Source organism: Sinorhizobium saheli (assembly GCF_001651875.1).
In the GTDB taxonomy this organism is placed as follows: Bacteria; Pseudomonadota; Alphaproteobacteria; order Rhizobiales; family Rhizobiaceae; genus Sinorhizobium; species Sinorhizobium saheli.
The window spans coordinates 1-15,005 of record NZ_LNQB01000031.1 but is presented as its reverse complement, the minus strand read 5'-3'; the positions used below and the strand labels follow the sequence as shown (position 1 = coordinate 15,005).

Below are 15,005 nucleotides of genomic sequence, written 5' to 3'. Positions count from 1 at the left end.
TCGCCTTGGAGGGCATGCAAGACTTCGACGAGGCGATCACAGTTTATGATTGTGTTCCAGTTGGCCAGCCAATCCGTAGAAAGGCGGCATCGCATCAGGCGAGATGTCTGTTGGAGCTCGGCCGGATCAATGAAGCCGAAACCGTTCTGGACGCAGCTGGCGTTCGTTTCGGCGGCGCTATCCCACACGATGCCGTCCTTCTTCCCCTGCTGTACTTAAAGCAAGAAATTGGAAAGGCGCACCTGACATACCGATACAGGGCTACCTCGCAAGCCATTCAAGAATACTTCGGAACCGGACTCGAGCCTACCGCGATATGCATAGCGTCTGGCGCTTACCGCGAAAAGAACGTTCTCCTGATCTCAGAAGGCGGTCCCGGCGATGAAATCCGTTTTGCCGCCACATATGGCAGACTTGCGTCGCTGTTCCGCTCACTTTCGGTCACGTGCGACCCTCGGCTCGTCTCTCTTATGGAGAGAAGTTTCCCCGAGATAACTTTCGTTCCGGTAAGACGCCACAGGAATGAAATCCTGCCGGCCTCTCTTCACGACCGTGCGCGCGTGAATGACAGGCGTTTGATTAGCTTCATTAACGATAGGGTGATCGATGCCGCGGCTAACGCTGATCTCATTTGCAGCATGCTTGACACCTTAGGGGAGACGAGAGTAGCGCGCTCCGACTTCCGCGCCGGGAGTCGCATCACGCCTAGCGCAGAGCTCAAGGGTATCTGGCGATACAAAACAGCAGCAGAGTCGGGCTCCCGAATGAAAGTCGGCCTTGCGTGGCGAAGCATGCTTCAGTCAAACAGCCGAAATCGGCATTATCTTCGAGTCCAGGAACTGGAAGCTCTTGGAGAGATTCAGGATGTCGATTTTTGGGTGCTTCAACCAAATGCTACGGACGAAGAGCTTAAGACGCTTTCCTCCTTTATCAGGATTTGTGTCCCAAGTGGACTCGATTTGGTGGACGATTTCGAAAGCCAGGCTGCGCTGATTTCAAATCTGGACGTCGTTGTTTCGCCACTTACCACTACAGCAGAACTTGCCGGCATGCTGGGCGCGACCACAATAATCCTATCTCGAACTCATTTAACAACGTGGCGAGCCAATCCTGATGAATCAGACGTATGGTATGAGAGCGGCCGAGTGGTGACCGGCACGCCAGTATGGGACGTTGACACGCTCGTCGAGAAGGTAGCTTCGCAAATCGAGGCTATGCGTGGGAGCAGGATGGATCCGACAAGACTCTCGGGTTGAGCACGAGGGTCGCTACTCTGTTCAAAGCGGCACGCCGCCACTTGGCAGTGGCCGAAGCGCATATATAATGATTTCCTTTAGGAGTGGTGGTAATCCTAGCCTCTTAAGCTGCACCAGAACTCACTAGCAGAGGCAGGTAGTGAAGAAACTTGTGATACACGTCGGCGCGCATAAGACCGCGACCACATACCTCCAATCGGTTCTCCTCGAAAATCATCAGCTACTGCGGGCGAATGACGTCCACTTCGGCCCGATAACCGCTTCTGCCGCAATTGCTGTGTCAAAGCTGTGGGGCACCCCTAATGCTATGGAAGTCGACGATGCAGCCGAGGAGCTAAAAAGGCTGCTCGATCCATCCAAGTCAGTGAACATCCTCTCGTGGGAGGGCTTCTTGGGAATGCCGTTCACCGATCCTGGGCTTTACGGAAGAGCGGGAAAGTTAATGGCTCTATTCAAGCACATCGCTAAGGCAGAGCAAATTGCGGTGATGCTTTACGTTCGCAGACAAGATACCTTTCTGAACTCCTATTACATCCAGACTCTAAAAGAGGGCCTTGGGCATAGTCCGCGAGCATTCTTTCGCACTATATCGATGGCGACTTTGGACTGGATTGCTCTTGTTGAGGAACTCGAATCCCTTGGAATGGATGTAGAGGTCGGCGCATACGAATCGCTTTCCCTTTCCAAGGACCTATATTGGTCTCCCCTTTCAAAGGCTGTCGAATTCGACCTAGCTACGCTCGCGGCTGCCAAGCCGCACCAAAATACTGCTTATAACGAGCACGCCGTTAAAATAGCACAATTCATTAACGGCCGATTCAAGTTGGGCAGACGGGACAAAAAGGCGTTTCGACACATTCTTGAACAAATGCCTTCTGAACCTAGATTCAATGCGCTCACGCGTGATGACTTGATCTCTCTTGCGCCGCAGTGGGCGAAAATCAACAGCCGGTTGTTGTGCAAATTACCGGAAGCCGTTCATGGAACATATCTATTTCACGACATCGGCCGCGCGCCTGATCTCGATAGTTGCAGTATTTGACGCGTCACGACCACAAACTAGCAAACGTGGCTCGGTCCAGTTTGATGAGCCATCCGGTTAAAATGATGCTCATCATCATATCTCTCCGTCGACATAACCTGCTAGCATTCAGCCGGCAGCGGGAACCGCGTACTAGTCAATGAATCTGACTATGTGACCGGCGCGTTCGGCCACCTTGGCCGAAGCGATGTTGTTTCGCTTCATCTCGGCAATCTTCGGCCCAAAGAGGTTCTTGGCTGCAATGAGCATTGCCTCTCCAATGCCCTTGCATCGGTGCTCCGGGGCGACGGTATAGCTGATCTCGTCTTTGTCGATGCGAACGGTCCCGACAGGAGAGCCGTCCAAGGCAGCGATATAAAGACCGTGATCGTCTTGCTCAAGGCGACGCGAGAGCCATGCAAGGTGGTTATCCCAGGTCAGTTCGGAGGTGTCCCTCGACATTCTCCGGGTCTCTGGATCGTTGCGCCACTCAAAGAGTAACCTGGCGTCTTCGATCGTAACTCTACGAAATTCCATCGGGTGTCATCCACATTGCCGAGCGGGTCGACCATTACACCAGTCAACCAACAACCTCAAATCAAATGCGGTACATCGTTTCAACACAACCCATCGCTGTGTCGTGGATGCGCGTCTTGGGAGAGGCCCTACCCCGACGCCGCGCGGGGTTGCTCTGACTGCAATATGCGTAGCGCGGCGATGCACAAGGCCAAGGCGGGACTCGGTGCCGGGACGTATTCACCCTCTCCGATAATTGCCGTTCCCCTGCCATCTACCCAGCTGCAGCCTCCGGTCTGAGAGGGCCTGATAGCATGCGCGAGATCGAAGGCGTCCTGCAGATTTGATGTATAGTGGGGAACTCTCCCGACGTCGTCGCCAGCGGGAACAAGCCACAGGGTTCGAACCCTTTTTTCTCCTGTTTTCGGGTCCGTTGTTTCTTCTACGCGTTTCTTCCAGCCGATGACCTCGGCGATTGCTGCATCCAAGCTCCGGGACGGAGAGTCGGCATTCTCAAGGCGTTTGAGGACGCGCTGCAAATCCATTTCCTTGCCCTTCCCTCTGCATTCAATGCTCATCGTTCAGAAACAACGGTGCCTGATTAGAATGGTTACTCGCGCTCTGCAACTGTCGTGACTGCCTCCCGGTCTAGACAGTTGGCGCGACACGACACCTTCAAGGTGCGGTGCACTCTGTCGCGTTCGCGAGATCGGGCTCGGGCCATTGCTCGCGGCGGGTGAAGGTGGAGCGGAGCACCGCCGGCTATTGCGATTGATTGTCCAATGCTGGTATGAGGCGGCGGCTCACGATATCGGAGACGATCGCTCTATGGAGTGGCTGAAGAAACATATTCGCGTGACGATATCCCTGATGATCCGGGAGATGTCGACGCGATACGGCGGGAAGCCCGGCGGATATCTATGGGCGTTCATCGACCCGATTGCGCATGTCGGTTTCATGACCTTCATCTTTCATGCGATCGCGCGCGTGCCGGCTCTCGGCTCCAGTTTCGCGCTGTTCTTTGCGTCCGGATACCTACCGTACATGTTCTACTCATCCATGGCCGGCTTTATAAACGGCGCGATAAAGGCAAACCGCTCGCTCCTCAGCTATCCGATCGTTGCGCCGGCCGATGTGGTGGTATCGAGATATTTCGTTCAGATCCTGACGTCGTCCTTCGTTGGCTTTCTTGTACTATTCCTCGTCGCTGCTGAGGATAACCTCTCTGTCTTCGGGGCGATCCAACTCGAGAAAGTCGTGGCGGCCTCTCTCATGGCCACGTTGCTGGGATTGGGAGTGGGCGCGGCCAACATCGCGCTTTTTGCAAGGTCGTCGCTTTACGAAAAGGTCTTTGGGATTATCACGCGCCCGATGGTATTGGTGTCTGGCGTGTTTTTCATTCCGGACTCTCTTCCGCATCCATTCCGCGACATTGTTTTGTACAATCCGCTGGCCCACGTGATCATGTGGTTCCGGAGTGGCATCTACCCGGAATACCGGGCCGCCGGCCTCGATGTCAGCTACCTTGTGGAATGGACGGCATCCGCGCTCTTCATCGGAGCCCTGCTTTTCACGATGTCCGCTCAAGAGCTCCGAGAAGGATAGGTTGTGAAGGCCAACCGTGTCATCGGTTGCATCACTTCGCATTTTCACATCCTCCTGGACTGGACCAAATCGCTATAGATATCCCCAGGTCCGATCGGTGGATCGGTCGTTTCGCTTGCCACGAGCGCATCCTGTCGGCTATTAGGCCGCCAGTTTTCCGGCGTTCATCGGGCGTCATGCGACAGGCAGGATGAAATATCAGGTGAATGGTAGCCTAAATGATGCCTCGGGGACGTTCGGGAGAGTTGGCATTCCGTGTCCAGGCATTCGTCTTGGGGTGGACTTCGACGAAAGGTTGTTAGGTGCTTGTGTGAAGTGAATCTTATAAGCCGCCTTACAAATTTTTCGCATAAACAATTAAGGAGATGGTAATGATTTCTGGCAGCACGATACTTGTTACTGGCGGCACGGGATCGTTTGGAAATGCGTTTGTTCCCATGACGCTCGCCAAGTATAACCCTGCAAAGATTATTATCTACTCCCGGGATGAGATGAAGCAGTGGGAGATGGCGAAGAAATACGGGAACGATTCGCGTGTCCGATTCTTCATCGGCGATGTTCGCGACCGCGAAAGATTGTACCGCGCACTCGACGGGGTGGACTATGTCGTTCATGCGGCTGCAACCAAGATTGTGCCCACCGCCGAATACAATCCATTCGAATGCGTGAAGACGAACATCAATGGCGCCATGAACCTCATCGATGCCTGCATCGACAAGAAGGTGAAGCGAGTCGTTGCTCTCTCCACCGACAAGGCGAGCAGCCCGATCAATCTCTATGGCGCGACGAAGCTGGCTTCCGATAAGATGTTCGTTGCCGGAAATTCCTACGCTGGCGGTCACGACACACGATTTGCCGTCGTTCGGTACGGCAATGTCATGGGGTCCCGCGGATCGGTCATTCCCTTCTTCCTGTCGATCAAGGGCAAGGGTGTTCTGCCGATCACCGATGAGCGCATGACACGCTTCATGATCTCGCTCGAGCAGGGCGTCGAACTGGTCTGGCACGCATTCGACGACATGGAGGGAGGGGAGATATACGTCAAGAAGATCCCCTCGATGAAAGTTACCGATTTGGCCCGCACGATTGCTCCGGAAGCGAAGCTCGAAATCGTCGGCATCAGGCCCGGTGAGAAGCTTCATGAGCAGATGATTGGCGAAGAGGATGCCTTCCATACCTATGAGTATGAAGAGCATTACAAGATCCTGCCGGCTATTCACAACTGGACGGCGTCGGAGGCCCGCATCAAGAACGGCAAGAAGGTGCCGCCCGGCTTCAGCTACACAAGCGACAACAATAGGGCCTGGATGACGCAAGAGGAACTGCAGGATTGGATCGCTGCGAACGCCGAAAAGATCGGGAGCCTCTAAGCGATGATCCCCTACGGGCGCCAAGAGATCACGCAGGCTGATATCGACGCGGTTGCGGAGGTGCTCCGCTCCGATTTCCTGACGCAGGGGCCAATGGTGCCTCGTTTTGAGGAGGCGCTTGCTGCGCATGGCGACGCCAAGTTCGCCTTGGCGGCAAACAGCGCGACGTCGGCACTCCATATCGCCTGCATGGCCTTGGGGCTCGGACCGGGCGACTGGCTATGGACGTCTCCGCTGACCTTCGTGGCATCTGCCAATTGCGCGCTCTATTGCGGAGCCAAGGTGGACTTCGTGGACGTCGATCCGCGAACCTATAACCTCTGCCCGGTAGAGCTCGAGCGCAAACTGGTGAAGGCGGAGCGCGACGGCGTGCTCCCCAAGGTCGTCGTCCCCGTGCATCTCACCGGACAGCCTTGCGCAATGGCGGAAATCCATGAGCTTGCAAAGCGCTATGGATTCAGCATCATCGAGGATGCTTCCCACGCTATCGGCGGCAAATACCGGGGTGAACCGATCGGCAACTGCCGCTACAGCGACATCACCGTCTTCAGCTTTCATCCGGTGAAGATCGTCACGACAGCGGAAGGCGGCGCTGCCCTGACGAACGACAAGGAGCTTGCAGACCGGATGGCGCTGCTTCGCAGTCACGGGATTACACGCGATCCCGCGGTCATGACGCGTGAACCGGATGGCCCGTGGTACTACCAGCAGGTGGACCTCGGATACAATTACCGCATGACCGACATGCAGGCCGCTCTGGGATTAAGCCAGATGGCGCGGCTGAACGGCTACGTCGAAAGACGTCACGTGCTGGCGAAGCGATACGACGAAATGTTGGCGCATCTCCCGCTCGTCACGCCGTGGCAGCATCCTGACAGCTATTCCGGGCTGCATCTGTACGTCATCCGTTTGGAACGCGAGAAGATACAGAAATCCCACCGCACGGTCTTCGAGGGGCTGCGTGCGCGGGGCATTGGTGTGAACCTCCACTATATTCCGGTTCACACGCAGCCTCATTATTCGCGGATGGGCTTTCGCAGCGGCGACTTTCCCGAGGCGGAACGCTACTATCAGGAGGCGATAACGTTGCCGATATACCCGACGATGACCGAAGCGCAGCAGGATGAGGTCGTATCGGCGCTGACGGCGGAACTGACGACATGAACCTGGCCGTCATTCCAGCTCGAGGCGGAAGTAAGCGGATACCTCGCAAGAATATCAAGCCGTTCTTGGGGCGGCCGATGATCGCCTGGTCGATCGGTGCGGCCATCGAAAGCGGCTGCTTTGATCGCCTCATCGTATCTACCGATGACGAGGAGATCGCCGAGATCGCGCGGCAGTCTGGGGCGGAGGTCCCGTTCCTGCGACCTGCGGAGCTGGCCGATGACTACGCCACGACCAGCGACGTGATCCGCCATGCGATCAGCTGGTTGGACCAAAATGACAGGATGCCGGAACGAGTTTGCTGCATTTATGCAACCGCGCCCTTCCTGCGAGCAGGCGACATAACGCGGGGGTTTGACCTGCTCGAGGAAGGCGGAGCGGATTTCGTCTTCTCGGCGACCAGCTATGCTTTCCCGATCCAGCGCGCGATCAGGTTGACGCCAGAGGGGCGGGTCGAGATGCTGATGCCTGAGCAGTTCAGCACTCGTTCGCAGGATCTCGACGAGGCCTATCATGACGCCGGCCAGTTTTATTGGGGGCGGTCTGAGGCCTGGCTTTCGGGAAAGCCTATCTTCTCACCTCTTGCGACCGCCCTGATTCTGCCCCGTTATCGCGTGCAGGATATCGACACGCCCGACGACTGGTTGCGGGCGGAACTCATGTTTAAGGCCCTGCATGAATTTGATGCCGCCCGCTCGTAGACATAACGTTGTTTTTCGCGTCGACGCGTCAATCGACATCGGCACCGGCCACGTCATGCGTAGCCTTACCCTTGCGGACATGCTGTCCCAGCGAGGTTTCGAATGCCGTTTCGTCTGTCGGGCCGAGCCAGGCAACTTGATGGGTCTCATTCGTAGCAGGGGCTTTGCCGTGGTGGAGCTTCCTCCGGCGGTGGGCGCGGGTAACGCAAGCGACCGCGACGATCTCGCGCATTCCCATTGGCTCGGTGTCGACTGGCGGACGGACGCGCGCCAAACGATGACGGCGATCGGCGATGCTTCTCCGAACTGGCTGATCGTCGATCACTACGCGCTCGACATTCGCTGGGAGCAGTCTCTGCGCCCGTCCTGCGGGTACCTGATGGTGGTCGACGACCTGGCAGATCGCCAGCATGACTGTGATCTGCTGCTTGATCAGAACGTCGGCAGAACTGTGGACGACTATCGACAGATGGTCCCGGCCCATTGTCAGATGCTGCTGGGGCCGCAGTTTGCGCTTCTACGGCCACAGTTTGCACGAGAGCGGCCCCATAGCCTTCGCCGGCGTCGGCACGCCGCGCCTCGTCGCCTGCTGGTGACGCTTGGGGGCGTAGACAAAGACAATGTCACCGAACGGGTGCTGAATGCGCTCGAAAGATGCGAACTCCCAAACGATGCTGACGTGACTGTTGTAATGGGGCAGCACGCTCCTTGGCTCAGCTCCGTGCGCGAAAGCGCCGCTCGAATGCGTCGGAAAACACGCGTGCTTTCCAACGTTGACGACATGGCGAGCTTGATGTCGCAGGCCGATCTCGCCATCGGCGCCGCGGGAGGGACGTCCTGGGAGCGGTGTGCGCTCGGTGTGCCGACCATTCTGATGGTTCTCGCCGAGAACCAGCGTGAAGTTGCGCAAAAGCTAACTGGTGAGGGTGCGGCACAGCTCGTTGAGCTTGGAGCCGATTTCGATTCGAAGCTCGAAAACATTGTTGAAAGTCTTATCTCGGACAAAATGGCACTGGCTGCGATGTCCGAGCGAGCGGCAGCGATCTGCGACGGTGACGGAGGCCTGGAAGTGGCGCGACGGATCGCGGAAGGCCTTTGTTGTGGTGTTTAATCGGAGGTGAACACCGTCACCTTCGTCCGGCAAGCACAGGGCGAAGGACAGTTCTACAACATATATCGACTTGGCGGGCGGCATCAATGGACAGACAAGCGCGACCACGCTTGCCCCGCCCCATCCACGAGGAGAGCGAATTGAGCAGAGTTCTGACCATAGCTGGAAGACAGATTGGCCCGGGTTTCCCGCCGTACGTCATTGCCGAGATGTCTGCCAACCACAACGGCCGGATTGAGACCGCGCTATCGCTCATTGACCGAGCGAAAGAGGCGGGGGCCGATGCCGTCAAGCTCCAGACATATCGGCCGGACACGATAACTTTGGACAGTGATGCGGAAGACTTCCGCATCGAGGGTGGGCTTTGGGGCGGAAAGACGCTGTATCAGCTATACAGTGAGGCTTACATGCCGTGGGAATGGCACGCGCCGCTTTTCGAACACGCCCGAAAAATTGGCATCACGATCTTCAGCTCCCCCTTCGACACCACTGCGATCGACCTTCTCGAAGATCTGAATGCTCCTGCCTACAAAATCGCCTCGTTTGAGGCAGTGGACCTTCCGCTGATCCGCTATGCCGCTACCACTGGTAAACCGATGATCATTTCTACCGGCATGGCGGATGACGAGGAAATCGCGGAGGCGATCGAGGCTGCGCGCGAAGGCGGATGTAAGGATCTCGCTATTCTTCATTGCGTGAGCGGCTACCCAGCCCCCCCGAGCGACTACAATTTGCGCACGATACCGGACATGATCGAGCGCTTCGGATTGGCGACCGGGCTTTCGGATCACACGCTGGACAATACGACTGCCATCGCAAGCGTGGCCTTAGGAAGCTCGTTGATCGAGAAGCATTTTACTCTCGACAGGAGCGGTGGCGGTCCCGACGATAGCTTTTCCCTCGAGCCGCAGGAGTTGGCAGCGCTTTGCCGCGATGCAAGAACCGCCTGGGAAGCCCTGGGCAATATAGATTATGGCCGCAAGTCGAGCGAGACCGGCAACATCCGGTTCCGGCGATCGCTCTATTTCGTGAAGGCTCTCAAGGCTGGTGACGTGGTGACCGCGGATGCCGTTAGAAGCGTGAGACCTGGCTTCGGGTTGGCGCCAAAGTATCTTGATCGGGTTCTGGGCAAGAAATTGCAAAGAGACGTCGAGATCAACACACCGGTTACAAAGGACTCAGTCGCATTTTAAGAAATCTCCTGCCGTTTGACTTTTCCGTCCGGCGGCAGGAGATGTTTCTGTCTAAGGCAAAACGCGGCGGTGACCGCCAACTTCTTGGCCAGGAAGGGCTGTGGCTCAGATACGCCTAGGCCCGATCCCGAATGTTGTAATAGCCCATCACACCGATTCCCCAGGCAAACAACAGCCCCAAGGTCACTAGCAGGGCATTCAACAGCCGGTGCGGATACTGCGCCAATTCTGAAAGCGTTGGCTCGATGAAAAGGGCGAGATAGCGCTGGCGGTTATTCGCCTCGATGCGGGCCTTCTCAAGCGAGCCCAATGCCGCCGCATAGGCACGTTCGGCGAATTCTCGCTGGGTTTCCAGCTCTTCGAACTCGGCAATACGTCCCGCGACGTCTGGTGAATTGGGATCATTCGCAACCGTTTCCCGTTCGCCGGTCCCGAGTCGCTGGCGTTCGACGCTAAGCTGTTGCTCCAGGCTCTCGATTCGCGTCTTGAGCACTCGGATGCGCGGCGTGTCCTCGCTCATCTGGCTTTTCGCGGTGGCGAGGTCGGCGTTGAGTTTTGTCAACTCTGCCTCGATGCCGCCGATCAGTTGCACTGCAAGCTTCGCCCCTTCCTCGGGGCTGATCTCCTGCGACTTGTCGCGGTAGTCGCGCAGCGCCGCGCGCGCCTTTGAAAGCCGCGCTTCGCCCGCCAGCACCTCGTCCTGCGCGGCCCTCAGCACGTCGTTGCGCGCCGAAAGCGAGAGGCTGTTCACGAGGCTGTCGCTCTGGTCGACGATGAATTGAGCGATCGCCTGCGCCTGTTTCGGATCGAAGGCTTTGACGGTCACCTGCATGATGCCGGACGCGTAGTCGAAGTTGACGCTCACCATGTCCTGCCAATAGGCGAGTTTATCCTCGATCGACAGATCGGAGCCTATACCGTAGAAATAGTCGAGCCCACGCGTGGCGTAGACGTCCTCCAGCTTGAACCTGCGGTCGGCGTCGGCGGCCATGCGCTCGCTCAGGATATATTCCATGAGAATGTAGCTGTCGGAAACCGTACTGCCACCCGAAGCCTGTGTGAACATGCCCAGGATGTCGCCGGAAACGCCGCCTTCGATGCTGCGCACGGCGAAGGATGCCGTGCTGTGATATTGATCGGCGGCGATGAAGGCCATGTAGAGGGAGGCGAGCGTTGCCGGCACGGCGACGAGCCCAAGGAACGAGGCGCCGATGATGGCGTGGCGCCAGCGCAGCTTCTTCAGCCATCTCGGTTGCCAGCCGGCTTTCTCGACCGGCTCGATCTTGGTGCGCCCCGGAAGCGGGATGACCGGTGCGCTCTCCTTGCCGAGCAGCCCTTCAAGAACCGCGATCCCCTTGCTTTTGGCGGCCGCCTTGGCGGTCTCCTTCTTGTCGGCGACCTGCGCGGAGTCAGGCTTGTTCACTGCCGCGTCTTTGCTTGCCGCCATTCAATTTTCCCTCATGTTCTTGTCGTGCGCGCGGATCGCGTCCTCGACGTCTTCATAATAGGTCAGCTTGCCTTTTTCCAGTACGACGCCGCAGTCGCAATAGTCGCGGATCGTACCGGTGCTGTGCGAGACCATGATCAGGTCGGAATCCCGGAGCTTGGTCTGGAAAACAGCCTGGCACTTTTTCTTAAAATTTGAGTCACCAACGGCGGTGATTTCGTCGACGAGATAATAGTCGAAGTTGACGCCCATGCTCAAGCCGAAGGCAAGCCGTGCCTTCATGCCGGAGGAATAGGTGCCGACCGGAGCCTTGAAGAATGGGCCGAGTTCGGCGAAATCCTCGACATAGGCGATGAGTTCCTCCGTGTTGACGCCGTAGATGCGGGCGACGAAGCGCACGTTCTGTTCGCCCGTCATCGAGCCCTGGAAGCTGCCGGAAAAGCCGAGCGGCCAGGAGATCTTGCCGCGGCGGATGATCCGGCCGCTGTCGAGCTTGAGCGCGCCGGCAATCAGGCGGAGCAGCGTCGACTTGCCGGCGCCGTTGCGGCCGAGCAGCCCGACGCTCTTGCCGCGGTTGAGCGTCAGCGAAGCGTTCTCGATGATAGGTTTCTTGATGCCCTTGGTGCGGGCATATTTCGTTGCCTGCTCGAAGCGGATCATTCGTTTCTCAGCGTTTTTCTGGAGAGGGTGAACACGAGCATTCCGGCAAACAATGTCAGAAATGCGATTCCATAGAGATAGGTCATGTCGAGGCCGATCGCGCGATACTCCGGATAGAAACCCTGCCGGAAGCTCATGATGATGTGGACGAGCGGATTGATCAGCACAAGCTCGCGATAGGGCGCCGGAATCGAGTCCGGCAGGAAGAACACGCCGGAGATGAGGAAAAGCGGCCGGTTGACGATGTTGAAGACCTGCTCGTAGAGCGGATATCTGAGGAACAGCACGGCATTGATCATCGCGACGCCAAGGCCGAAGAGGCAAGCCATCGCGCCCGCCTCGAGGATCGCCGGCCAGTGGAGATTGGTCTCGACCCGCATGGTCGCGACGATGGTGCCGAGCACGATCACGGCCACCAGCGTGGTGGTCAGCACCTGAAGGATGAAGCGTGCCACCACCGTGTCGATCGGTGCGACGTTGGGATAGCTGAGCAGCGCCTTGTTGGCCCGCACTGCGCTGTTCAGGTAGCTCGTCATCGCCTGGTAGAACTGGAAGGCGATATAGCCGGTGGCGAAGAAAAGCGCGAAGCTGGTGCCGAGCGCCGGGGCGCGGGCGATCGCCCGGAAGATCATCGTCATCAGCAGGATATGCGCTGCCGGGTCGAGGAGCGCCCAGACATAGCCGCCCGGCTTGGAGCCGAAGCGCGTCGCCATTTCGCGCACCAGGAGCGCGCCCACGACACGAAGATGGGTGGAGATCGGGCTCACGTCAGTCACCCGAACGGATAGAGAATGCGACCGATGAGCCTGAGCCTGCAGTCGGAGAGGCTGCGGAAGAAGCGGATCGGGTCGGCCCGGAAATCTTCGACATCGCGGTCATTGCCGAGGCGCCGGATCGCGGGCGTCACGGCGGCGGCGAGCAGATGGCGCCAGCGGAGGATGCCATAGGGGCCCCAGGCGCGCCATGCCGGACGCAGAGGGGCGAGCGCCTCCGGCTCCTCGATTTGCCTTCTGATGGTGGCGACGGTCGCTTCGAATGACGTTCGTGCTCCGGTTTCGGGCTTGAAGTAGCAAGGATAGAGGAGATAGGCGCCGGCGAAAAGCGCCTCCAGGCTGAGCCGCCGCCCGCGCCGCGGGTTCGGCTGCCGATCATCCGTCAGGCCCCAGCCGGAATAGAAGGGCGAGCCCGCGGTCGTGACCTTGATGCCGCGCAGGAGCGCCTCGAATCCGGCGAGCGAGGTGATCGTATAGACGTGGTCGACGGTGCGCAGCGCCTCCGCCAGCGGCAGCCTCTCGGTGACGATTTCGCAGAGATGCGCGATGGTCGCCGGATCGGACTTCGCGGCGCGCACGCGGCTCAGAAGGTCCGGATGCGGCTTGTAGAGGATCTGCGCCTCCGGCTGTTCAGCCGCCGCGAGCCGCACCAGGTCGTTGTTGCTCATCGGCTTCAGACATCCGTGGAGGATCGAGGCGTCATCCTCCACCTGGCCGACGACGAGCACGCGCTTGCGCGTCTTTTCGCCGTATATCTCTTCCGCCTTCCGTGCGCGCCCGTCGTTGTATTTGCTGATGCCGCTTCGAAGCAGGAGATCAATCCCCGCCCGGGCACGCTCCATCAGCGACCGATCCGCCTCGAAATCATAGGTGCCGAGCAGCGCTTCGAGGTCCGAGGGCTTGCGGCAATCGCAATAGGGGGTTCGGCGGTCGAGCGCCAGCGAAAGGGGAGGGGTGCGGCTGGCGCTCGGCCGCGCCGAACGGAGAAAGCCGTCTTCGACAAACCAGACGGGGATGTTTCGTACCGTCGCGAGCGCGGCCAGCGCAGCGGGCTGTTCCTGGCCCCAGACGAAGAGTTCCGCGGTCCGCTCCGCAAGAATTCGCGGCGTCCAGAGACGTTCGAAATCGCCTTCGCTCAGGTCTTTCGGCAGGAAATGGAAGCGTCTTTCAGGGAAATAGCGCTCCAGAAAGGCCCTCTTCCATTCCGTGATGTGAACGGCAAACGTTGTCACCTGCTCCGTGCGAGCAGAGGTCATCAAGCCAGAGCCTGCCGTCCTTGCATCTTGCCCGGTCACTGTCATCGGCACCCATCAACGAAGTTCGGCCGCTATGTACATGGCTCGCCGGTTGTGCGCCAGCCTTCAGTTGCCAGGTGAGACCCTTAGCGACCCCGGCCGCAGTCGTTAAGCACCTTTGTTTGCAGATAGCCGTTCTTTGCCGCTGCGGCCCACACGTTCCAATTCCGCCAGGCGCTCCTTGCAAATCGCTTCGGCGAGTTGATGGAGATGCTCCGTTCGCTCGAGAAGCCAGGAGAGTGCCTCCTCAGTGATCTCAAAGTGTTTCGAGTAGCGGGCCTTTACGTAGGCCTCGTTGAGGATGTTGTACCAGGCTGAATAGCGATGCTGATCACGCGGCCAGGCATCTACAAGTCGGCGCTCCTTGTCTTCGGCGAGGCCGCGAAGGAACTTCAAGTTGTGCGACGGTGGGCTGTAGTTGGTGAGCGTTAGAAGTACGCACGAATACGCCGTTTCGACCGCCTGATGTAGATTAAACGCTGCGTGGCTAAGCTTGCCATCAGTGATTGAATAGCAAGCAAGCCGACAAAAGTACTTTGCGCTAGAAACCTGCCTCTCGAAATGCTCCCTGGCCACCCTGAGCGCATCGGCGGGAGAAAGCCGTTTCGGCTGCGCCAGTGGTTGATCGTCAAGCTCGTAGAGGACGACACCTTCGCGCAGAATGTCGACGAAAAAATAGTGCCCGCCGACCAGGAAGGTATTCACCTCCCGGCGCCCGTGGACAATCAATCCGACCGGTGTCGAGACATCCTTATCCCACATCAGCCGGTCCGTTACCTTGTCCCAGTACGCCGGCTCAGCCAACTTCCGCGTATTGACAATAACAAGGATATCGTAATCCGAACGATAGCCCTTCATCGTGTGCGGTTCGTCAACCCAGGTTCCACGGGCAT

Annotated in this window: 13 protein-coding genes and 1 pseudogene; 8 read left to right on the top strand and 6 right to left on the bottom strand. The window is 58.2% G+C overall.

The window, feature by feature from the left end; genetic code table 11:
* Together ATB98_RS00660 and ATB98_RS00655 are read left to right on the top strand one after the other, a co-directional pair.
* Positions 1-1,256 (top strand): annotated as a pseudogene (locus ATB98_RS00660) (hypothetical protein); the annotation flags it as partial.
* A gap of 139 nt (positions 1,257-1,395) precedes the next feature.
* The gene (locus ATB98_RS00655) at positions 1,396-2,298 is read left to right on the top strand and encodes a hypothetical protein (RefSeq protein WP_153435702.1); all 903 of its coding nucleotides are present in this window, start codon (positions 1,396-1,398) and stop codon (positions 2,296-2,298) included.
* 132 nt (positions 2,299-2,430) lie between these two features.
* On the opposite strand, the gene ATB98_RS00650 is transcribed toward ATB98_RS00655, so the two are convergent.
* Complete coding sequence (locus tag ATB98_RS00650) at positions 2,431-2,814, bottom strand: GNAT family N-acetyltransferase (RefSeq protein ID WP_066867771.1); 384 nt, start codon at positions 2,812-2,814, stop codon at positions 2,431-2,433.
* Positions 2,815-3,621: 807 nt separating this feature from the next.
* Between ATB98_RS00650 and ATB98_RS00640 the strand changes: the two genes are divergently transcribed.
* From ATB98_RS00640 to pseI, 6 genes are all read left to right on the top strand, one after another.
* Positions 3,622-4,398 (top strand): ABC transporter permease, encoded by a 777-nt coding sequence (locus ATB98_RS00640; RefSeq protein ID WP_066867765.1) that lies wholly within the window; start codon positions 3,622-3,624, stop codon positions 4,396-4,398.
* A 371-nt stretch (positions 4,399-4,769) separates the two neighbouring features.
* Positions 4,770-5,768: a UDP-N-acetylglucosamine 4,6-dehydratase (inverting) gene (pseB, locus tag ATB98_RS00635; protein ID WP_066867763.1), complete on the top strand. Its 999-nt coding sequence runs from the start codon at positions 4,770-4,772 to the stop codon at positions 5,766-5,768.
* A gap of 3 nt (positions 5,769-5,771) precedes the next feature.
* On the top strand, positions 5,772-6,932 hold the full coding sequence (gene pseC, locus ATB98_RS00630; protein WP_066867760.1) for a UDP-4-amino-4,6-dideoxy-N-acetyl-beta-L-altrosamine transaminase: 1,161 nt from the start codon (positions 5,772-5,774) through the stop codon (positions 6,930-6,932).
* A complete protein-coding gene (gene pseF / locus ATB98_RS00625; protein ID WP_066867757.1) occupies positions 6,929-7,633 on the top strand; it encodes a pseudaminic acid cytidylyltransferase in 705 nt (234 codons plus the stop codon). Before pseC ends, pseF begins: the two co-directional genes overlap by 4 nt.
* Complete coding sequence (gene pseG / locus ATB98_RS00620) at positions 7,608-8,744, top strand: UDP-2,4-diacetamido-2,4,6-trideoxy-beta-L-altropyranose hydrolase (RefSeq protein WP_066867753.1); 1,137 nt, start codon at positions 7,608-7,610, stop codon at positions 8,742-8,744. Before pseF ends, pseG begins: the two co-directional genes overlap by 26 nt.
* Before the next feature lie 140 nt (positions 8,745-8,884).
* Positions 8,885-9,937 (top strand): pseudaminic acid synthase, encoded by a 1,053-nt coding sequence (pseI, locus tag ATB98_RS00615; protein WP_066867750.1) that lies wholly within the window; start codon positions 8,885-8,887, stop codon positions 9,935-9,937.
* Positions 9,938-10,052: 115 nt separating this feature from the next.
* Here pseI and ATB98_RS00610 read toward each other — a convergent pair whose 3' ends face one another.
* From ATB98_RS00610 to ATB98_RS00590, 5 genes are all read right to left on the bottom strand, one after another.
* The gene (locus tag ATB98_RS00610; protein WP_066867747.1) at positions 10,053-11,384 is read right to left on the bottom strand and encodes an RkpR, polysaccharide export protein; all 1,332 of its coding nucleotides are present in this window, start codon (positions 11,382-11,384) and stop codon (positions 10,053-10,055) included.
* On the bottom strand, positions 11,385-12,044 hold the full coding sequence (locus ATB98_RS00605; RefSeq protein WP_066867744.1) for an ABC transporter ATP-binding protein: 660 nt from the start codon (positions 12,042-12,044) through the stop codon (positions 11,385-11,387).
* Positions 12,041-12,811, bottom strand: a complete 771-nt coding sequence (locus ATB98_RS00600) for an ABC transporter permease (protein WP_084435161.1) — start codon at positions 12,809-12,811, stop codon at positions 12,041-12,043. Before ATB98_RS00600 ends, ATB98_RS00605 begins: the two co-directional genes overlap by 4 nt.
* 5 nt (positions 12,812-12,816) lie before the next feature.
* Positions 12,817-14,073, bottom strand: coding sequence for a capsular polysaccharide export protein, LipB/KpsS family (locus ATB98_RS00595; protein WP_234781831.1), 1,257 nt, complete (start codon positions 14,071-14,073; stop codon positions 12,817-12,819).
* Positions 14,074-14,220: 147 nt separating this feature from the next.
* The coding region (locus ATB98_RS00590) for a HEPN domain-containing protein (protein ID WP_066867738.1) at positions 14,221-15,005 on the bottom strand (785 nt) is incomplete at its 5' end.